Origin of the sequence: Pseudoalteromonas luteoviolacea NCIMB 1944 (genome assembly GCF_001625565.1) — a bacterium.
GTDB lineage: Bacteria > Pseudomonadota > Gammaproteobacteria > Enterobacterales > Alteromonadaceae > Pseudoalteromonas > Pseudoalteromonas luteoviolacea_F.
In genome coordinates this window covers 263,070-284,652 of sequence record NZ_AUXS01000016.1, presented here as the reverse complement: position 1 = coordinate 284,652, position 21,583 = coordinate 263,070, and the positions used below count along the sequence as shown (strand labels likewise).

Sequence of the window (21,583 nt, the reverse complement as noted above, 5' to 3'; positions counted from 1 at the left end):
TTTCCTAGCGGTTTTTTTGATGAATTTAACCGCGTGTGGTGGCAGTTCACAAAATGACACCACTCCCCCTTCATTACCTGAGGAGCAAAACAATAAACCCACGGTTTCAATTGTTGGTGACTCTGAAGTTTTTGAGCAAAAACAGCTTATTTTGACGGGCAATGCCAGTGATACAGATGGCAACATTCAGTCTTATCAATGGCATTTTAACGACAATGAATCTTTGCAAGTTGAAGGCAGCGACAAGCGTGAAGTCACAATTCAAAGTAACGATTTAAGTAAAGATCAATCCGTTGAATTTACGTTAACCGTAACAGATGATGATGGGGCTAAGTCTTCGGCAACACACACAGTATTATTCAAAGATACTCCTGCCCCAAGCATTGCCATACAGGGTGATAAGCAGTATGTAGAGCAATCACAATTTGTCTTGACGATTAAAACTTCGCTAGACACAAGCGAGATTGCAGATATAGCTTGGCAGCATGACTCGGATCTGGACATTACTTTAACTGAATTAGAGAGATTGAATTTACAGGTTAGCTTGCCAGATATACAAAACGCGACGCTGGTCAATTTTAATGTATCTATTACTGATATACATGGAAAAGTTGTATCGGCAACACATGCGATAGAAGTAACTGCACTAGAAAATGAACAGCCCCAAGTATTAATAGATGGTGCGCAGCAAGCGGTTGAAAAAACAGCGTTTAGTTTGACTGCTAATGCAACTGACACTGATGGAACAATCAAAAGTTACAATTGGACGCATAATTCACAGCTTCAACTAACGTTAGAAGGCAATACAGACGCAACATTATCTGTGATCAGTCCAGACATTCAATCCCAGCATGAAATAAAATTTACAGTCACAGTTGCCGACAATCAAGGTGCATCATCCAGTGCTATGCACTCTATTGTATTGGAGCCAATCAAAGACAGTTTGACTCTGGTTGGTAAAGTAACAGATGCACCGATCGCAAATGCTGCTGTAGAGCTAAACGTTGGCGATGAAACATTTACGACTACAGCTGATGCTGAAGGCGCTTATATGCTGAGCTTTGAAATTGATGAGTCTCTATCTCAAGAGTTAATTAATCTTAGGGCGCTCGGTACGGGTGAGCAAGCACATGTTGAACTTGTGTCGCAGTTAGGTTCTATGGAGCAGCTTAAACATGCGGCAGGTGATGACTTATCATTGAATTCGACAGAATATTTTGATGTTAATATCACCAATGTGACAACCGCAGAAGATGCGTTAATATCAAGAATGAACTCATCAATTACTTCTGATAATCAATTATTAGAAGCCAGACAAAGTATTGAGCCCGCTGAAGTGTTGACGCTTTCGTCCTTATTAAAGGCGGTGATTGACTACGGCGTTGAGCTACCGAGTAACACTGAAACTACCTTGCAGCTTGCGCAGAATAAAGACACGTCAAATGCATTGATAGAATTGTTACAGACCGAATCCCCTGAATTGCTTACACAAATAGAAGAAGAGATCAAAGCTGACGAAACACTGGTAAACCCCGTAGCGTTATCACCACTTGGAGACTACTACTTAGTTGAAGCGAGATACTTAGATGGCATAGGTTTTAAACTGTCTTTTAACGATGATCATACAGGCACTTTAGTTGCAGACGAGAGAATACCATTTGAGTGGCATCAAGATGGCACAGAAATAACGGTAAGCTTGGCGCATGAATTTTGGGCTTATAGTAGTAGTTCAAGCCGTTTTGTAGATTTCCAAGCTAAGGAGTTTACATTATCTACTTTTGATAGTGGGGAACATTATCATGCAGTAACTGCAACTTTTAAAAATACCTTAGCGGCAGAGGGGGGTCCCAATCAAATCTCCACTACAGCAAAATTGTTTAAAGCCAAGACTCACCAGTTGTCCAAACACAGTGAGCTATTGGGCACGTGGATTTTAAATTATCGTGATAAATATAAAAATCAGGAATACATAACGATAACGTTGAATGATAATAATGAAGCCATGATGGACTCTATTGGTGTAGAGAGCCATTGGGATATTACCGACAATGTATTACACATTTCAAATGAGAGATACAATTTAGATATTGAGTTAGTTCGTGATATCGATGTTGGGATGCAAGTTGTTGTCAACTCTGGCTTGGCAGAGCTCACTGAGGTGGCGCATGCGGTAATGATAAAAACGCAAGACATCACTTTTGCTGATATTGACTACCAACGCACATGGCAATTAATAAAAAATAAGCATTCCAATAACCGATTCATTATTGATGAAAATGATAACTATCATTTTCGTTGGACGAAAAATATTGAAGGGGAACTCAAAGATGGTATTTTGAATCGTTACAGATATCGTTCGGACTATAGGGAAGTATCATGGTGTGATGTGACCTTACCATATTGTGAAATAAGCTGGACGGACAGTTACAAGCTGCTAGCTATTCATGGTGATAAAATTGCTGTGGAGCAGCGTCATCAAATTGGCGATAGTCAAAGTAGTTTTACGAATCAAAGGCAAATACATATCTTTGAGTTGTCAGATAAAAGCTGGGCGCTCGGCCAATTTGGTACGTCATTTTTAGAGCGCGACGAACTGGCGATACGACATCGTGCAGAAACAAATCTTTATGCACAATCTGAATCAGGTGTTGCTGTTTTGAATTCGCGTCAGCAATGCTCTTTTGTCTCTTCCTATGTTTTAAAATGTAAAAGCATCATTACCTTAAATGATCAGCGGTTTTATGCAGAGTTAGAAGGCGATCTGATAAAACTAACTGCTGTTCTCTCGGATGAAATATCTTACCTTCAGGTGATGGAGGAAACACATGAGCAACTCACGGTATGCCATTTTACCGAAGGACAAGGGTGTACAGCATCGAATCAATATAACTTTAAATATGCTAAGCCTATTCTGGATATTGATTTTAACACCCTAGGTCAGGGGGAGGTTGAAGCTTCCACTGAGGTTGTCAGGTATGGGGAAGTCTTCTCCGTTACAATGACTGCGAATGATGGGCATATCATTGGCAAGGTCAGTGGTTGTGAGGGCACTTTTAGTGAATACGAACCGACATTTGCGCGATATACAATAAAAGATCCCAAAGCAAATTGTACAATAAATACAGAGTTTTATTCTGAAGAGCCGATCAGCGGTGACTTTTTATTGATTGAAGAGTCAGCCCACGAGATACCTTTGAGTACTTATTTTAGCATTGACTCAGCAACCAGTGGCACCTTGTATGGCCTCGATGAGATTAAGCCTTTTAGGTTATATAGGACTGCTGATAAGAGTTATTCGGCTCAGTTAAATAGTTTTGAAACTGTTGTTGTTAAATTAGATGAAAATAATTTAACTGAGGTGCGTGGATTCGATCTGAGTATTGAGGAAGATGGCACATATATAAGCTGGGTTGTTTATGAGCAAGCTAATTATAAAAATTTGGAAAAAAGGAAAGTAATTAATAGCTCTGATTTAGCCACTTTAGATGTTGATGAAAGTTCACTAGTGGGGCGCTGGTATCTTACCTATGGTTATAATAATAAGTGGAGCCTAGAGTCTTCGTTTAATATTGAAACGGGCCTTCCTCATTGGCCATTTGTGCCTATGACCCAGCAGACTGTCATTTTAGAAATTAACGCAGACACAACAGGCAGACTGATCACTGACTTAGATAGCGAATCTGAATCAATAACAGAGCTATCATGGTCACTTAATGCACATGGTAAGCTTCATTTAACAACACTGAATGACAGCGACTTTGCTGAAATCTCTTTGTTTGAAGCGCGCTCTGGTGGCTATGCTTTTGCGATAGACAAACTCAGTATGGTGGAATATGGGCGCTACAACAATGATTGGCTTCGCCATGGTTCAGGGCTGATATTTAAAGCGCAGCCAGCGACATCATTTGAAAATGTAGTGGGTCAGTATCGAGCGCCGAAGTTATTGGGCAACTGGGGTTTTGAAATATTCGAAGATGGTACTGTCGTGAGTAAACAGAATCTTTCAAAGCGTATCGCATCTTTGACAGGCGATATGTTATCAATCGCTTATGTTAACAATGTGGAGGTCGACAAGTCAGATCCATATTGTAATTTTGAGTCGCAAGAATGCGAGCTAAAAGAAGGCACAAAATATCAAGTACTCGGTGTACACGGGGACAGGGTTTATGTGAATTTGATATGGGACAGCCTCAATGAAACACGCTTTTTGGTATATGAGTTTAGCCCAGAACCTGCACTTACTGGCTTTGCGCCTCACCAACTCCATGGTCTGTATTTGCATGACCAATTTAACGGCACACCTCGACAATGGCGTTTTGATATAGATGAGCAAACGGGTACGGCGACGTTGTGGATTACCGAAAAAGATGGTGTTAAAACTTACCCGATTGAACTGGTAAATGGGATTATTGTTACAAAAGGACTTTATGAACAGTTTGTATTGAATATACTTTCAAGTGATTCTGAAGGGATCACCGCATGTTGGCGAGCACGTTTTAGTGTTTGCGAGACAGAAAATATCATTAATTTTAGCTACATCCCACCTAAGATAAATGTGACACTCAATATCACTCCGGGCATAGGTTATTCTCATAATTTTAGCTTGGGGTATGTGTTGTTTGGTAGCCATGCTGGTATGACTGTGGCTGCGGGCTATAATACCAGTGCTAAGCTTTCAAGCTTCGATGGTTGTGGCTTAACAATTTTTAGGGAAAGCCCAGGTAGCACCGGTCTTAAAACGTCAATGTTATTTGAAGATTGCGTGCTTAATGTGAATATTGAAATGGATTAGACAGCAAAACGTGAGTTTAAGTTAAAGTGCGGCAACAGGCCGCACTTTTATTTTTAATTGAAAAAACCTAGTTCGTAAATGCTTGACCAAGTGTAAAAGCAGCTCATTTTCCCGCCAATTACATAAACGTGTGCGTATCAGACGGTGCAAAAAGTGATTCTTGCCAATTTTTGATGCTTATACATGACGCACAGCAATTTTCCCTTCAAAGAGTTCAAAAGCATAGTCAATTTGATCTGAATCATGATGAAAGAACAAATATTGCTCAAAGGCTTGAGAAAGAAAAATGTTATGCAGTATTATGCTTGCACTTTCATGGACTCGAAAGTGATTGCAGCCAGTGGGGATGGCACAAAGCAAGAGGAAAAAGATGTATCCGATTGAGTTATTTACACCTTCTAAAGCAATATTTTAGGGGGCGGAACATCATTTAAGGTATTCGCGCCTGCATTCAAGATACCTTAATATTTTGCGTGACTATGTTAGTTACGTTTATTGTCAAACGTACGCCGTATGTCCTGATCCATTCTATCACTCCGCCCTGTCATTTATGCCTGCTTTAAAAGGCCTTGAATCTGTACTTACACAATGATCTTTTTCCTTGATTGGATTTTACTCAGGTAGCCATTTTTTGGCGCGAAGGGACTGGAGTATTGGATTGAAAAAACAAATTCCCATCGAATCTTTAAGAATAGGCATGTATGTCTGTGCCATTGAAGCGCAATGGTTAAAGACCCCATTTTGGTGCCATGCGTTTTTGGTTCAGTCTGATGAGCAAATTACCAAACTCTCGAAATATTGCCGCAGAGTCACAATTGATACCGAGCGGGAAGTGGTGTTTGCTCAAGAAGTAAAACAGGCCCAAAACAACAATAGTATTAAAACAGCAAAGAGTGAAAAGAGGCTGCGTACAGCTTATAACAAGCAAAAAACAATGCATAGTTGCCGCACTGTGCACGGTAAAGGTGTGTCGGTTCTAAACGAGATTTTTAGCGATGTGCGTTTTGGTAAAAGTCTCGATACAGATGCCGCAAAACATGTAGTTACAGAGTTGACGACGCATGTTATCAGCAACACTGATGCCATGCTTTACCTTGCGCAAATGAGGAAAAAGTACAATTGCTTGGCGCAAAAGTCAGTGAACGTGTGCATTTTTAGTCTCGTTTTTGGCAAGCATATAGGCATTGCCAATAAAAAGATGTTGCACCTTGGGTTAGGTGCGCTGTTGCATGACATCGGTATGTTGTACATAACACCTGAAGTACTGGCGCAAAGTCGAACTTTAACTGAGGAGCAGCGACAAAAAATGCAACGGCATCCACAACTTGGCGTCGACATACTGAATAAAGCGCCAGACATACCACAAGATGTAAAAGACATTGTGTTGTGTCATCACGAGCGGATCGACGGGCAAGGGTATCCAAGCGGACTTGCAGAGCGAAAAATGAGTTTACTGACACGTATGGTGGCGATCACATCGGTATATGAAGCCCTGACTCGTCAACGTAGCTATCAACAGATGTATTCACCTATTGAAGCGCTGCAATATCTATACAGTCGGCGGGCGGTGGAATTTGACGAACGCTTGGTGGAAAAGTTCATCCATGCCCTGAGTATTTATCCGATTGGGTGTGTAGTTGAGACCAGCAGTGGTGAAATTGCGCTGGTTGTTAAAGCCTGCAATGAAAATCGTCTAAGACCGACAATAGAGCTGTTGAGTGGTAACAAGTGTGGACACAAGCTGGATTTAAGTGACAAACAACATATGCAAATGGGGATCAAAGCGGTGATATCACCAAGTGATCCTAGGGTTTCTCCAATATTGGAAAAATTAGCAGAGACAGTTTTGTAAAAAAGGGAGTAAACATGGCTGCAGAAGAAAATTGTCGTGGGCCTGCATCTGAGTTCGAATGTATTTTGGCCCGCCAGCCAATTTGTGACAGAGAATTAAGGTTAGTTGGATATGAGCTGTTATACCGTCCACATTGTCATTCGACGTGCTGTACTGAGCCTGATCCAGAGTATGCGACAGCGCAGGTGATGATCACAGCGATGACTGAGGTAGGTATGGACTTGCTCAGTGCGGATGTACCTTGTTTTATCAATATGACTAAAGATGCCTTATATCATGCTCAGTCATTGAGCTTGTCTGCAAGTTCGGTTGTATTTGAAGTCTTGGAAGATGTGGTAATTGATGAGTATTTGGTTAATTCAGTCAAGGCACTGGTTGAGCGAGGCTACACCATAGCGCTCGATGACTTTGTGTACAGTGACGCAGCGATTCCTCTGTTGGAGTGTGCAGACATAGTGAAAGTGGATATCAGAGCATTTAATACACAGGCATTGGTCCACCAAGTCAATTTACTACGGCGCTTTTCAGTGAAATTGTTGGCCGAAAAGGTGGAAACTTGGCAAGAGTATCGAATGTGTAAAAAATTGGGGTTTGAGCTATTTCAAGGGTACTTTTTTGCGTCACCGGAAATGCTCAATGGTAAAAAAACGCCACACAACCGTATTTCTACACTTAGGCTGCTGATAAAACTTAACGATCCAAAGGTCAGCTTTGTCGAGTTAGAAGCCTTGGTGTCTCAAGACCCATTTATTTACTATAAGTTGTTGAGATATATCAATTCTGCTTACACCGGTATGGGTAAGGTCTTTCATGATATTAAATCAATTTTGATCTTTTTGGGTTTGGAGCAGTTGCGTACTTTGGTTTGTATTATGGCGCTCAGTCGCATGACAGATAAACCGCCCATGTTGTTTTTATTGATGTTGCAGCGCGCCAAGTTTTGCGAATTAATGGCTGTGCAGCAGCGGCTGACGAGAACGCAGCGCAACGCCTATTTTACCACTGGCCTGTTTTCTTTGCTGGAAACTTGTTTAGACATTCCGGCTCAACAGTTGTTTCATCATATTCCCCTATGTGGTTCAGTCAAAACAGCGATATTAAAAAAGCAGGGTCATGGGGGCAAGGTATTACAGTGCGCTATTGCCATTGAGTGCCAACAACAGTTTGATTACGCCTGTTGTAATGTCACTGAGCAAACAGTTAAAGCTTGCCATTATGAAGCAGTTAATTGGGCCTACAAACAAATGAACAGTGTATTGCTATCAAGCGAAACATGAACGCATAACAGTTAGGCACAGGTGCAAAGATAATGAAAAATTACCTGACTTCGGTGTTATTGATTTTGCTTTTTGGCTGTACAGATAACGAATCACATCAGCATCCTACATTTAAAACTGGTAAACAATTGTTCGCACATCATTGCCAAGGGTGTCATGGAGAGAGAGGGCAAGGAAACTTTCTTAAGGGGGTTCCTGCTAACGTAAAGACCCAGAAAACGCAAATAGAACTGATCGCATGGTTAAAAAATAGCGAGCGAATACCAAGAGCTATGCCTTCATTTGAAGAAATGACTGATGCAGAAGCTGTACTCATAATTGAACATTTGAACTATCTGAAATTAAACTATCAAACGGCTATGGAGAAAAGGTTAAACAATGACAGAGTCCATCACTAATCCATTACAAAATATGGGCTTATGTGCTTACTCGAAGGAACAATATGGGAAGTTTTTCTTGGCATTTAGAAATACTGAACAAGATGTATTTGTGATCACTGAATTGGCGAAAGTTAATGGCGGGCCTGGGGTTAAATACCGTATCCAGTTGCCTCAAGAGAACAAAATTCGCTTTAAAAGCAGCATGCTATCAAAAACCAAATCGTACTATTCGGCGAAAGTTGAGTTTGAAGGTTGTTATCACAATGGAGATGGTGAGTTAGTTATTAACATGGCCGTCTTGAGGTTATTTAATTTACCGGAGGAAACCAGCCACGCTATCTTGCGACATCCTAAATTTGAACAGGCGCATATACAAATTCCTGTCCACATCAGATTGGAAGATGATAGGGTTTATCTGCTGCTAGACAGTGCGTATGATTTAGAGGTGCTTGATGCCGATAAGGCGTACAATTGCTTTTTCAGGGTTAAAAAAACGGCTTGGGCGTGTTTTTAGCCGGGCATTTTTTCAATCTCATTAAACTTGAGTGAGTAAATATGGATATAAGCTTTAAAGTTGCCACAATAGAAGACTGCGAAATAATTGCAAAAATGGTTGTACAGCTGACTACTGAAATTTGTCAGTTAACGTGTACACAGCATTTTGATATAGATTTAAAAAGCACTGCTAGGCGTTGTCTTACGCTCCTGAGTGAAGGGCATTATTTTGCAATCATAGGATTTTATCAAAACGAGCCGATTGCAGTGGCAACGATGACTGAGACTTACGCACTGTATGCGGGAGGAAAAATAGGGGTTGTTCAAGAGTTTTATGTGTCTGATGCGTATAGGTCTGGCGGCGTAGGGTCCATGTTGATAGAGCAAGTACAGGCATATGGTTACGAACGTAGCTGGTCTTGTCTTGAGCTTTGTACTCCACCTTTACCAGAGTTTGAACGCACATTGAGCTTTTACAAACGCAATGGCTTGGTGCCAGTTGGTGGAAGAAAAATGAGACAAATGTTTGCATAGCCTTTTACACAAAGTCCAATTGGATTAAGGAAAACGCCAAAACACCAATTTTCACCCATCTATTTTAATGACAAGGACTAACAGTAACTCTAAATAGTGCTGAACGTTAGTTACTTTGTCATTCAATCTACAACCACGTTTAGCCACATGGTCAAGCAAGGTATTTTGTTTGTTTTTTATCAATAATGATGCGCAAATATTCAATCGGTGATTCTGAAGTGATAGAATCGCCTTTTTGGGAACGTTATCCGTATAGCTAGTTTGTAGCAAGAAACACGCGTTCTTATTGTGTAAATCGTACGATAAAGAGTAAATAAATTATGCATAAAGCTGCTATTGCGCTGGCGTTACTATCATTAGTGGGCTGTTCGGCTACTTATCAACCTTTGACCGGTACATACGGCTATGTTGTTATTCCTAAGAATGATATTCACCATATTGAATACCACGGTACAGACAAGGGTTTTGTTGAGAATAGTTGGTTACAAGCGGCGAATGAAACCTGCCCTAGCGGTTTTGAAACTTTGTCAAAAACTGAAGACGTGATCCGCGGCACAGTTAAATCACCAGTCGCAGGCCAAATGGTAAACTTAGGCACTCAAGATGTAATTTTGTTGGGTAAAATAAAATGCCGTGTTCAAGAGGCTGGTTCGTCTGTTTTAACAGACTTCGCTTGGCAAGAATCAAGTGCTCAGCAGGTTGATTATTTTAGTCATGCCTATGTTGCCAAAAAAATAGAAATGCGCCATGACCAAGTTCGGTTTATAGGCTCAGCACCAACGACAAAGGTGATTGAATATCTAGATTGGAAGTTTGGTAAAAGCGTTGCTGAAGTTGACGATAATGGACTTAAAACCAAAGTATGGTTAAATAGAAATACAGTATTAACCAGCGCGGTGGCGGTGACCTATAAAGATGAATGCCCGAATGTTGTGAAAATATTACCGCCAATTTCGGTAATGCTCCTTGGTGGTGCAAATAACAGTAAAAATTTAGAAAAAGTCGCCGTGATGTCGAATGGTATTTACAAAGCCTACCCTAAATGCACAGATCCCTTGCTAAAGTAAATTAACAGCACTTACATAAACCTTAATTAATAGGAATGTTTTGATGGAGTTAAAACAAATTGTTGAAAACTGGGTTGCTGCGTTTAATCGCGGTGACGCTGATGCAATTGCTGAATTTTACTGTGACAACGCAGTAAACCATCAAGTTACAAATGATCCTATTATTGGTAAAGAAGCCATTAAACAAATGTTTGCAAGCGAGTTTGCTACGGCAGATATGTTCTGTATTGTGGTAAATATATTCCAAGATGGTCAATGGGTTATTTTAGAGTGGAAAGATCCCATTGGGCTGCGAGGCTGCGGCTTTTTTCAGTTTGAAAATGAGTTAATTACTTTTCAACGGGGGTATTGGGATAAATTGAGCTTTCTTAAAGCACACAACTTGCCTATTCCCCAATAGATGCCAAGCCTGCCAGATACTGTAAAGCGGAGCGAGCATACAGATTTATGTATATTTTAAGTTGGTCGCAAAAACACCGAGAGCAGCATGCGAAAGTCAGATAAAAAATTAGAAAAAAATATTGTTTTAGCTTTAACCGAAGCTTGTGATGATGCACTTAAGCGCTATAAAGGATTTGAATGGCTTACTCACGCCGTCAATTTTCAGTGTTTTCCAGAGAGCTTATCTATCGTGTGCGTATTTGATACCCATGAAAGTCTAGTATACACCCTTGCAGATGATAAAGGCGATCAATTGAAAGCCTCAATTGAAGCTAAACTTTTGTCATTTGGTATTAAAGCAAAAGGCGTAAAAAAACGCATCGTATTTGATACAGAGGAAGCCTGTAATACTGAACATGACGGTAACTGGAAACGGAGACTGGAAGGGTTACAAAATGCACATCATGTGTAGACATAACTGTTAAGCGTTTTAATGAATATATAGTGAATTGGAGAAAAGTAATGTCTAGTGAAAAAGAAAAATATCAGAAAAGGCTCTCAATTATAGGTGCAATTGGTTTCCCTTTTTATCTTATTTTTGCACTTGGGGCTGCCGCTCACTTTAAAGGCAATGCGGTTATCCCTTTACTTCAAGATCCTGAAATGGCATTTAAAGCGTTTATTGTGGGAGCTGTCGGCGCAGCCATTGATATCACCCTAGCAGTATACACTGCGCTCAAAATTAAAAAGCTGAGCTAAAAAGATAAAAAAGCGTGTTTAGTTGAACGATATAAACTCAACTTTTGAAAAGGACATGGACTTTTTTGTTAAGTATATTCAAATAGTTGAATAAATGTATTATTGTTCGTGAGCAATAACTCCAAAGGAAAAGATGAACATTATGACTTCAGAAATTAACAATGAAAGTGTGTCTCAAAACTATCTAGGGTTTTGGGCAAGGTTTGGCGCCAGTTTTATTGATAGCATAATGTTGCTGCTTATCACAATCCCACTCATATATTCAATTTATGGCGGTGATTACTGGACCTCAAGGGAGATCATATTAGGGCCAGCCGAATTACTGATTAACTACGTTTTGCCTATTGCGGCAATTATCTTATTCTGGTTATACAAATCGACTACGCCAGGGAAAATGGTTTACAAGGCAAAAATAGTGGATGCAAAGACAGGTCGAGCTCTATCTGCCCGGCAGTCAATAATCAGGTATATAGCCTATTATGTGTCTTTGCTCCCGTTCGGTTTGGGCTTTTTTTGGGTGGCTTGGGACCCCAAAAAACAGGGGTGGCATGACAAATTGGCTGGCACTGTGGTTGTTCGAGAGCCAAATAATGAAATCTAGTAACCATGGCGATAAATAGCAGATGTGCTATATGATCTCGCACACCTGCTAAAAATGTGAATAATAGTTCGGGCAGAAAGGTGTGTTTGAACTGTGCTGACGCCGACAATACATTTTAACCAAAGTGCGGTAATAGGAACAGATTGGATGATTTATGCAATTATTACATTGGTAATTTGGGCGCTTTTAGTTGCCTACGAAGTTGAGTTTGTGAAGAGAACCGCAGAAGATTTACCGTCTGAAAGCGCTCACAGTATATTGCCCCCAGAGTTAACTGAAGTGAGACGAGCATTAACGGATAGCTCACCTTTGGCCATGCTGGTAAGTGAGCGTAGAAAGAAAGTATATTCTGGACTTATTTGGTGTAAAAGGCTGGCTTTTTTAGCAGCATTCGTTGCAATCGGTTATTTACAATTACTAAAATAGAACGTAAAAGCTTATTTAGCTTTATGTATATTTATAGATATATTGGTACGAGTTTAAACTGCACTTACTGTAATGAGTAAAGTGAAAGGCCAATTTTATTTTCTCATCCCTTCATCTTGACTGAAAGAGTTAGATTCGTAAATCTTTGCTGTATATTGCTATAGGGTTTATACATGTCATTATTAAAGCTATTACTTTTTGCTGTTTTTGTGCTTCAAATTGTGCTTTTGGACCTAGCACTTTATATACCGAGCATCGTTATCGCAGCCTCATGTATGCTTTATTTTTTAAAAAGATATAATGCACTATCTCACATGGGGTTAGCAGCCCTTGGTTTGTGCTTGAGCTACGGCTTTTTATCAATAAGGGATGTAATGACAACCTCTTTTCAGTATTGGAGAATTCGCAGTGTTTGGCCACAGGATATAACAAGCTGACACACTTATATGCAACCACTCGGAATGGGGTAGGACCTTATATTCTATTGGTCTCTTTTACTGTGGGATCATTTGCTAATGGCTGCCTTAGGCTGATTATGGAACTCAAGGAGACGCGTCATTGACGCTGCCCATTGTGCCCTCTAAGTGTATTAAGCAATTGAAATGATGTTGAAATTGTATTCGCTTATTTGGTGGGCATGAGCTGAATAAACAAAGCCGAAGTACAATGACTTCGGCTTTTTGGTTGGGAGATTAGTCTAAACCTCTGTTGCGAAGTAGCGCATCAGTAGTTGGTTTTCTGCCTCTAAAGCCTTGATATGCCTCAAAGTAATCTAGAGTATCACCACGGCTATAGATAAATTGATACAGGCGCTCAGCGGTTTCTTTATCGAAGATATCTTTTTTCTCTAAGAATGCGTCAAAGCCGTCTGCATCTAAGATTTCAGACCACATATACGCATAGTAAGCTGATGAATATCCACCTGCGAAGATGTGACCAAAGTGCGTGCTGCGGTGGCGCATGATAATTTCTTCAGGTTTACCATAATCGCCTAGGACTTTGTTTTCAAAAGCACGAACGTCTAGATCTTTTACATCAGTCAGTTGGTGGTAGGCCATATCCACAAGGGCAGATGCGGTAAATTCTACCGTTGCAAAACCTTGGTTAAAAGTACCTGCTTGCTTGATACGTTCAAGCAGCTCTGCTGGCATTGGCTCATTGGTCTTGTAATGTAGAGCAAATTTTTTCAGCATTTCAGGTTGTGCAATGAAGTGCTCGAATAACTGTGCTGGGAATTCAACCCAGTCACGCGGTACGCTGGTACCAGCCAGTGTCGGGTAAGTTACGTTTGATAGCAAACCGTGCAATGCGTGACCAAATTCATGGAATAGGGTAACCGCGTCAGAGTAGCTCATTAATGTTGGCTCACCCTCTGCAGGCTTGTTCAAGTTCATGTTATTTAGGATCAGTGGTTTAACGTCGCCAGCAAGTTTCTGCTGTGAACGGAAAGAACTCATCCACGCACCTGAACGTTTAGTTGAACGTGCATAGTAATCGCCGTAGAACAAGCCAATTGCTTTACCTGACTTATCTTGAACTTCCCATACACGTACCACAGGGTTGTATACAGGAATGTCTGTACGCTCAACAAATTTAAGACCGAATAAACGCTCAGCTGTATAGAATTGTGCTTCGATCATGTTGTTCAGCTCGAAGTATTCGGCGATTTGACCTTGGTCTAGATCAAATTTGGCTTTGCGTACTTTTTCAGCATAATAACGCCAATCCCACGGCTCTAGCTTGTGAGTGACACCCTCAGCAGCCATCAACTCTTGGATCCATTCGCGCTCTTGTTCCGCTTTAGCAACCGCTGGCTCCCACACTTTTAGCAATAGATCCATTGCCGTTTCAGGTTTGCTTGCCATTGAATTGGTTAATACATATTCAGAATGATGTTTGTAACCAAGTAGCTGAGCGCGTTTTGCACGCAGCTCGACAATTTCAGCAATAATGGCTTTGTTATCAAACTCGTTGTCGTTGTCACCACGGTTTGCCCAGCCTTTGAAAGCTTTTTCGCGTAGATCGCGACGGTCTGAAAACTCAAGGAAAGGTTGAACACTTGAGCGATTCAAGGTAATAACATACTTACCCGGCAAATCTCGAGCAGCAGCGGCTGCAGCGGCAGCGTCGCGCTGTGTTTGTGGTAACCCAGCAAGATCAGACTCTTCTAAAACCATGGTAAATGCACGAGAGTCATTCAGTGCGTTTTGACCGAACTCAGTCGTAAGTGCAGAGATACGCTCATTGATTTTCGCAAACTCCGCACGCTGTTCACCTGTTAACTTGGCACCTGAACGAACAAAGCTATTGTAAACGCGCTCAAGTAGACGTGTTTGCTCTGCATTCAGTAGCGCTGATTTTCGATTGTCATATACCGCTGCTACGCGCTTGAACAATGCTTCATTCATACGAATTTCACTGCGATGACGTGTCAGCATAGGTGAAATTTCGCGTTGCAATGACTGCATCTCATCGTTTGACTCAGTATTTGCTAGGTTACCAAATACTAGGGCAACTTTTGTCAGTGTTGAGCCCGCAAGCTCCATTGCCGCAATGGTGTTGTCAAAGTCAGCAGGGCGCTCATTCTCAGTAATGGCATCGATTTCTTTTTTGTGTTCAACAATTGCTTGTTTAAATGCTGGTAAGAAGTGCGCTGTTTGAATGTCGCCAAGCGGTGGTGCACCAAACGGGGTATTCCATTCTTGGAAGAATGGATTTTGCGAAATGTCGTTTGTTGAAGTCGCTTTTGCTGACGCTTTGTCGGTTGCTTCTACTTGGGTTGTTTGTTTTTCAGGTGCATCTGAACAACCGTTCAGTAACATTGCAGCCGAAATGGCCAAAGCCAAATGGGTTTTTCTTAACACTGGATTTCCCCTAATAAAGGTAGTGAAACTTAATATTTTTTGTTGTTATCAAATGATACAGTATAACAATACTACATTGTTGGCATTTATCGCATAAATTTAACAGTTGAACTGAAATATTACTTATTAGGTACAATTTGTGCTTAAACAATTCTCATTACAACCAGCTTAAAAGGCTAATAACCTTGCAATCCTGAGCAGAAAATGAGGTAAATTGCAGCGTTTATGCTGACTTTTTTCACGAATAGGCCCAATTAAACTCGTCATTTAGTCACGATTATTTTTTTATTAAATCGTGAATTACACCTGTATTAATATACAGTTGTTGTGGTAGGGTGTGTCCAAACCAAAAACAATACAAAGGAAAAGGCATGCTTAAGGAATTAGACCCAAAAGAACCAAAGGACTTTGACTTCATCATTGGCGACTGGCAGGTTAAGCACCGCCGTTTAAAAGATATTTTAAATGGTTCGGATGAATGGATTGAATTTGAGGGAAAATCATCAACCGCCAAAACGCTAGGAGGGCTTGGCAATGTAGAAGACAACCTTTTGCATATGCCCAGTGAGTCTGTTAGAGCTAAAGCGATACGCTCGTACAATGACAAATCAAAGGAATGGTCCATTTGGTGGTTAGATGGGCGCAATCCAATGGCAATGGATACTCCTGTGGTTGGGCGATTTATAGACGGTATCGGACACTTTTACGCCGACGAAACTTATAATGGCTTGGCGGTAAAAGTAAGGTTTATTTGGGATTCGACAACGCCAGAAAAGCCGACGTGGCAACAAGCATTTTCCAAAGACAATGGTGAAACATGGGAAGTGAACTGGCAGATGGAGTTTAGCCGGATAGAGTAACAGATAAACTCAGTGCGAATATTTTGCACTTAAAGGCCAAGGGAGTGAATATATTTTTACTCCCACTCCGAGTGGCGATTATTTTGTGACATAAACTCTTTTGTGTTCAAAATGGAGCGTGAGTTAATTATCATATGAATAAGTATTAGTTAACTCGTAACTGCTGTACGTTTGCTACCATAGGCCACTTTAGCTTGTTTAATTTTGAAACAGGCATGGTTGTACTGAGACGTAGTGTCTAAATTATCACTTCTTTAAAAACGCAAGAAAACGTATCATATCGCGATTGAATTGGTCATTAAGGCCTTTACCCTCTATCCGTATCAGAGAAAAATGACGTTAAAAAACATAACCTTGTGCATTTTCATTGTAAGTCTTTTGACTGCTTGTCAGTCCACAAATAATAGACTCCAGCAAACTAAATCAATCAATTTAATACAGGCAAGCCTTGTAGATATCCCCGGCGGGACGTATGTGATGGGGTGCAGTGCTGGGGATTTAGAGTGTGAAGAAAATGAAAAGCCAGCTCATCCAAGAAAAATACCTAGATTTAAGATGATGAAACACGAACTTACATGGGAAATGTATTTACCGTGTATTGAAGCAGGAGTTTGTGATGACAACCGATATTATCGATTTCGACATCAAATGAATGAACCTGTTGCAATAATACGCTGGAATGACATAACAGAGCAGTTTCTACCTTGGTTAAATCAAAACCAAAAGGCACGTTTTAGATTGCCCTCTGAAGCTGAGTGGGAATATGCGGCTCGAGCAGGAAGTGAATCTAAGTATAGTTGGGGAAATACTCGCAGCGGCGCACATGCAAATGGCAATAATAGAGCGCTTTGGCCTGAAGATGGGAATATGGAGATAGGCGCGGTGATGTCCTACATGCCCAACGCATTTGGTTTGTATGACATGCACGGTAATGTTTGGGAGTGGGTGCAAGATTGTTGGCATGAACAAGAATATCAAAACAAACCAAGTTCAAGCGGAGCAAATGAGTTAAGGGGCGAAAAATATGAAAAGTCAGGGGTTTGCAAGCGCAGAGTTACTCGAGGTGGCGCTTGGCAAGGAAAATCTTATCGCTTGCGCTCTTCATTCAGGTATTTTCTCTATGCAAACTCGGCTTTTACAGACGTTGGATTTAGATTAGTGCAGGAGCCGGTGGAAGGCACACCCAGTCAGAACTAAACGTTGAAGCGTACCAATGCAATCAGCAAAAGAGATTTGCATTGGTACTGAACTTTATTAATTAAATTAAAAAATTAACCACCAAACTGGACTCTTACTCCCGCATTGACGGTAAAGCCATCATTGCGTGACCAAATATCCGTGGTCCAACGTCCGCTCGGTGCTTGGTTAAGTAATAACATTGAGTGTTCTTCTGTTTGGCGCACATTAAGCAAGTTTTCGGCATTCACAAACCAACTCACATGACCCAAGGTAATTTGACCAAGTAGACCTAAATGCCAGTACGGATCGCTGTTATCCAAGTAAGGGTTATTATCTAGTTTTTGTGTGCCAGTGTAGTATGCTTCAAAGCCAACTAAATGGCTGCCATGTTCCTCCCACATAATCACAGCACCAGCTGAATGCCTTGGGGTTAAAGCAAGTTGCTCGCGGCCAAAACCTGAGTTGCTCTCTTTGCTGGCATCGGTGTACAAGTAGCTCGCCGTGAACTTGATGTCATGCCACCGATAGCGAAGTAATAGCTCGGCACCACGAATCTCACTCTGGCCTGGCGCATTTACAATACGTACGGTTTTATCCGTATTACTTGTCAAATTGTCGACAGCTTGAAGCTCAGTGACGTTGTCTACGTCAGACGCAAATAAGGTGACACTGGTTTCAACACTGTCAAATGTGTAGCTGATGTCGAGTGAGGCAGTGGATGCTTGCTCTTCTTCTAGTTCGGTGAATGCTTCAAGGCGAGATAGTCCGGTGTCGTCGATGTCTTCAATAAATGGTGTCGGCGCAAAAAAACCTTGTCCATATGAACCGCGCACGGTCCAGTTGTTTGGGCTGTACAGCATAGATACTCGAGGGCTGAATTGTGAACCGTATTCGCTATGCCAATCAGCACGGGCACTGAGTGATAATGCCACATTGTCAGCGACGTCATAGTCGAGTTGTGAAAACAATCCCGGTACGTCAAATGTGTAGTTGAAGTCAGGATACTCGGCGGAGTCGTACTTGTCAGTTTGATGTGCGATGCCTACAAGCCAAGCGGTATCATCGTTGTAACCAGAAATACTCGACTCGATTAAGTAACTTTCGTGGGTATCTTCTTCAAATACTTCACCGTACTGGTGCTCATGCTCTTGATGCATAGCTGAACCCCGAACATTCAGGTTCAAAACATCTCCTAATGGCTGTTCAAAAATAAAGCCGCTATCAAGCCTTACGGTATCTTGCGCTTGAACATAGGGGTTGCCGTCGGGCAGGGTAGCACCAGCTAGGGTACCTGCTGTGCGCTCTTCTGTCATAGCGCCAAAGGTGGCATACAGGTTAGCACCGCTCTCGTTAGACCAATATACGCGCGGTCGTATTGTCGCTCTGTCGTATGCTGCCATATCTATCCAGCCATCATTGTCGAGATCTTTTGCGGCCTGATGGTGGCCACCGGCAGTAACTGATGTGCTGATGGTATCCGTCACGGGCGCCGCAACATAGGCGGTAATATCTTGGCCATCTTTTGATGTCGCATTGAGTAGCACTTCTCCTTCAAATTCGTCAGATGGAGTACGGGAAATAAGGTTGATAACCCCACCCAGTGCAGAGCCGCCATATAATGAAGAAGCCGAGCCTTTGATAATTTCAACGTTGGCAAGATCGGTTGGTGGGATCTGCAATAAACCAATAGATGCAGTCTGACCACCATACAAAGGCAGGCCGTCGCTGAGGAGTTGGGTATAGCGACCATACAACCCTTGCAAGCGGATGTTTGCACTGCCCAAAGCAGGAGAGGTGTTCTGAACCCTGACACCGCCGGTTTCAGCAACCAGCATGGAGATATTCCCCGGTCTCATAAGTGCTTTTTCTTGTACTTCTTCTGCATTTATCACTTCTGTGCGTGTTGCGGATTCTGTAACAATACGACCAAGTCGAGATGCCGTGACTTGGATTTTTTCAACTTGACTGTTTTTGTGTTCATGATGATGTTCGTCGTGGCCATGTTCATCATGATGGTGCTCGCCTGCATAAGAAACAGACGGTAACAACATCGCTGAAATAGCGAGTTTTGAATATTTTTTAAGCATTTTTACCTCTAAGAATGCAAAAAACTGAGCGCAAATAGCGCACTATTGATACGTTTTGACAAAATGGTTGAATTTAGGGCGCACTGACCCTTAAGAGGTAAAAATGGGGGGACGAAATAGGGAGTCGGTCATTGGAATAGGCCGACTAATATCTATATTGATAACAAGTTCACTGTGTTTGACAACTCGGGCTGATTGCACGTCTGTGCTTAAATACATCAATGAAATACAGGCATTTCCTGGGCAGACACAATCATTTTCGCAACATTCAACTTCACAACAGTCGTCTGCTTCAGAAGCGTTCGCTTTGCTAGAGTGCTCTGTCAAGGTCTGCGGTGCATGTGTTAGGTCAAGTGATGTTGAGGCTTGCTCAAAAGACATAGTGAAATTATATGCCACAGCTTGTCCAACGAAGGCAATTAACATCGCGATGATAATGAATACCTGTGATATGGGTTTAAGCATATAATTCTCATAAAATAATTCGTGCGTACTTTATGACATTTTCACGAATAAGTGAATAGTCATCTGATCCTTAATACCTAACCATAAGGGTGAAGGGAGTAATTATTGTATGATTCTACTTTTAATTGAACTCATGCATAATGAAAGGGTAGGAAATGGATGTAACACTCCATACTGTTAAGTCAGAGAGCTTAGGTCAGTGAGTTTCTCTCTTTGAGTCTGCATGAGTTTATCAGACAAGTTAGAATTCGGTCCGACATTTAAAAACGTGTTAGAGGTCTAGTCAAAATGCGCTTTTACAAGTGTACAAATATTCACTGTTGTGAACAGGTGGCATATAGAGAAGACAAAGCCAAAAAAAGTCACTATCGCTGCTTGCGATGCATGGGGCGCCTTGAAGAATGCGCGATACAATATCATGAATTAAAACTGGGCAAATTCTTTGAAGATAACGCTTTGTTGGTCAATGTGTTGTTTTCAACTGTAATGGCGTTAGTTATATCTATTATAAGTCCAAGTGATTTTGGCGGGTATATTCACTCTATATATGTTCAATTCATTGCAACATTATGCTTAATCTTAGTTTTTCACCTTGGGGGTTATTCGAGCGCTTTAAGCGTATTGGAAAAGGAACCACTCGACGTTGAAAATAATCTGAGGTCACTTAAATCATGCATACTTGCTTCATTGGGCACCGCGCTAGTTAGTGTAGCCATTATCTTTAACTAAGCGCCCAAGTTGCACTCATCTATAAACGTTCTGTTTAGCTGCTAACGCCATTGGGCGTGGACGCTCAGGCACTAATGAAAAATTGATAGCTGCATAGTTGTTTAAATATTGAGCAGGTGTTTTGTCCCAGTTAAGTGAACGGACGTAATACTGGCACTGAATTTATAGATTAAAGGAGTTAAATCAAATGGTCAGTGCTGAAGAGCTCTCCTATGTATACGAAAACGTGTTAGTAAAACTGATTGAGCAAAGAGAAAAAGAGCTAAAATTCTATATACAGCAACCCGCATTTTCCCATATGACGTTGTCAGTGGCATTTTGGCATAGCGATATGTATTGGAACTTGTATCAAAAGGAGAGCTGCGAGTTCACATGCCATGCTAAATACGACAATCAAGAGTTTATTATTTTATCTGATTATGAAGGCAGGCATCCTGATATCTCTAATTTGAGAGATATTTTTGATGGCTGGTCAGAGTGTGAGGCTACTGAAAACTCAGATGAAAGCTTAGACCTGCAATTTAAACTTGCCCATGAAGCCCTTGCTATAGCCCTGTGTAGTGAGCGTGTAAAACCGTTATTAGAAGTGCTTTTAGAGACAAATAACAACTACCAAAAAGCACGGTATAGCGAGATGATCCGAGTGGAAGATCCGGATGGTCGTTTTGATGTGAACTTTCTGCAAGTGGTCTAGTTTCGATAACTTGTGACCAAATCTAGAAGCACATGACTTATTATTGTGTGCTTCTTTGTCATCTGATTGAAGCTAAGCTTTATTTGCTCAGCGAGTAATCGTCAAATCAACAGGTAAGACATCGCGTTATTGAGCCTGTAT

General features: G+C 41.3%; 19 protein-coding genes. 16 read left to right on the top strand and 3 right to left on the bottom strand.

Translation table 11 applies throughout. The annotated features are described in order from the left end of the window. The first annotated feature begins 19 nt into the window (after window positions 1–19). The 13 genes from N483_RS06050 (at window position 20) to N483_RS05995 (ending at window position 12,564) form a co-directional block, all read left to right on the top strand. Window positions 20–4,792, top strand: coding sequence for a carboxypeptidase-like regulatory domain-containing protein (locus tag N483_RS06050; RefSeq protein ID WP_172642433.1), 4,773 nt, complete (start codon window positions 20–22; stop codon window positions 4,790–4,792). 243 nt (window positions 4,793–5,035) lie between these two features. Continuing rightward, a complete protein-coding gene (locus N483_RS26870) occupies window positions 5,036–5,176 on the top strand; it encodes a hypothetical protein (RefSeq protein ID WP_155250826.1) in 141 nt (46 codons plus the stop codon). A gap of 274 nt (window positions 5,177–5,450) precedes the next feature. Then, window positions 5,451–6,644 carry an HD-GYP domain-containing protein gene (locus N483_RS06045; RefSeq protein WP_023401947.1) on the top strand — a complete coding sequence of 398 codons (1,194 nt, stop codon included), beginning with the start codon at window positions 5,451–5,453 and terminating at the stop codon, window positions 6,642–6,644. A gap of 14 nt (window positions 6,645–6,658) precedes the next feature. After that, entirely contained in the window at window positions 6,659–7,921 is a 1,263-nt protein-coding gene (locus N483_RS06040) for an EAL and HDOD domain-containing protein (RefSeq protein WP_023401948.1), read from the top strand. Between the two features lie 32 nt (window positions 7,922–7,953). Next, window positions 7,954–8,319 carry a c-type cytochrome gene (locus N483_RS06035; RefSeq protein ID WP_023401949.1) on the top strand — a complete coding sequence of 122 codons (366 nt, stop codon included), beginning with the start codon at window positions 7,954–7,956 and terminating at the stop codon, window positions 8,317–8,319. Further along, window positions 8,300–8,815, top strand: coding sequence for a hypothetical protein (locus tag N483_RS06030; RefSeq protein ID WP_023401950.1), 516 nt, complete (start codon window positions 8,300–8,302; stop codon window positions 8,813–8,815). The genes N483_RS06035 and N483_RS06030 overlap by 20 nt, the downstream gene beginning before the upstream one ends. 41 nt (window positions 8,816–8,856) lie before the next feature. Beyond that, window positions 8,857–9,330: a GNAT family N-acetyltransferase gene (locus N483_RS06025; RefSeq protein ID WP_023401951.1), complete on the top strand. Its 474-nt coding sequence runs from the start codon at window positions 8,857–8,859 to the stop codon at window positions 9,328–9,330. Between the two features lie 320 nt (window positions 9,331–9,650). Continuing rightward, window positions 9,651–10,397, top strand: coding sequence for a hypothetical protein (locus tag N483_RS06020; RefSeq protein WP_023401952.1), 747 nt, complete (start codon window positions 9,651–9,653; stop codon window positions 10,395–10,397). A gap of 43 nt (window positions 10,398–10,440) precedes the next feature. Further along, window positions 10,441–10,797, top strand: coding sequence for a nuclear transport factor 2 family protein (locus N483_RS06015; RefSeq protein ID WP_023401953.1), 357 nt, complete (start codon window positions 10,441–10,443; stop codon window positions 10,795–10,797). An 87-nt stretch (window positions 10,798–10,884) separates the two neighbouring features. Beyond that, the gene (locus N483_RS06010) at window positions 10,885–11,250 is read left to right on the top strand and encodes a hypothetical protein (protein ID WP_023401954.1); all 366 of its coding nucleotides are present in this window, start codon (window positions 10,885–10,887) and stop codon (window positions 11,248–11,250) included. Between the two features lie 50 nt (window positions 11,251–11,300). Further along, on the top strand, window positions 11,301–11,537 hold the full coding sequence (locus N483_RS06005; RefSeq protein WP_023401955.1) for a hypothetical protein: 237 nt from the start codon (window positions 11,301–11,303) through the stop codon (window positions 11,535–11,537). 142 nt (window positions 11,538–11,679) lie between these two features. Further along, entirely contained in the window at window positions 11,680–12,138 is a 459-nt protein-coding gene (locus N483_RS06000) for an RDD family protein (protein WP_052027454.1), read from the top strand. 147 nt (window positions 12,139–12,285) lie between these two features. After that, on the top strand, window positions 12,286–12,564 hold the full coding sequence (locus tag N483_RS05995) for a hypothetical protein (protein WP_023401957.1): 279 nt from the start codon (window positions 12,286–12,288) through the stop codon (window positions 12,562–12,564). Window positions 12,565–13,256: 692 nt separating this feature from the next. Here N483_RS05995 and N483_RS05985 read toward each other — a convergent pair. Next, window positions 13,257–15,428 carry a M3 family metallopeptidase gene (locus N483_RS05985; RefSeq protein WP_023401959.1) on the bottom strand — a complete coding sequence of 724 codons (2,172 nt, stop codon included), beginning with the start codon at window positions 15,426–15,428 and terminating at the stop codon, window positions 13,257–13,259. A gap of 371 nt (window positions 15,429–15,799) precedes the next feature. Here N483_RS05985 and N483_RS05980 point away from each other — a divergent pair, with 371 nt between their 5' ends. Then, window positions 15,800–16,288 (top strand): hypothetical protein, encoded by a 489-nt coding sequence (locus tag N483_RS05980; RefSeq protein WP_023401960.1) that lies wholly within the window; start codon window positions 15,800–15,802, stop codon window positions 16,286–16,288. 333 nt (window positions 16,289–16,621) lie between these two features. Continuing rightward, window positions 16,622–17,485 (top strand): formylglycine-generating enzyme family protein, encoded by an 864-nt coding sequence (locus N483_RS05975; protein WP_036977329.1) that lies wholly within the window; start codon window positions 16,622–16,624, stop codon window positions 17,483–17,485. A gap of 74 nt (window positions 17,486–17,559) precedes the next feature. Here N483_RS05975 and N483_RS05970 read toward each other — a convergent pair whose 3' ends face one another. Both N483_RS05970 and N483_RS05965 read right to left on the bottom strand, forming a co-directional pair. Then, a complete protein-coding gene (locus N483_RS05970) occupies window positions 17,560–19,554 on the bottom strand; it encodes a TonB-dependent receptor plug domain-containing protein (protein WP_023401962.1) in 1,995 nt (664 codons plus the stop codon). 90 nt (window positions 19,555–19,644) lie between these two features. Further along, entirely contained in the window at window positions 19,645–20,019 is a 375-nt protein-coding gene (locus tag N483_RS05965) for a hypothetical protein (RefSeq protein ID WP_023401963.1), read from the bottom strand. 916 nt (window positions 20,020–20,935) lie between these two features. Here N483_RS05965 and N483_RS05955 point away from each other — a divergent pair. Next, complete coding sequence (locus N483_RS05955; RefSeq protein ID WP_023401965.1) at window positions 20,936–21,442, top strand: hypothetical protein; 507 nt, start codon at window positions 20,936–20,938, stop codon at window positions 21,440–21,442. Window positions 21,443–21,583 lie beyond the last annotated feature (141 nt).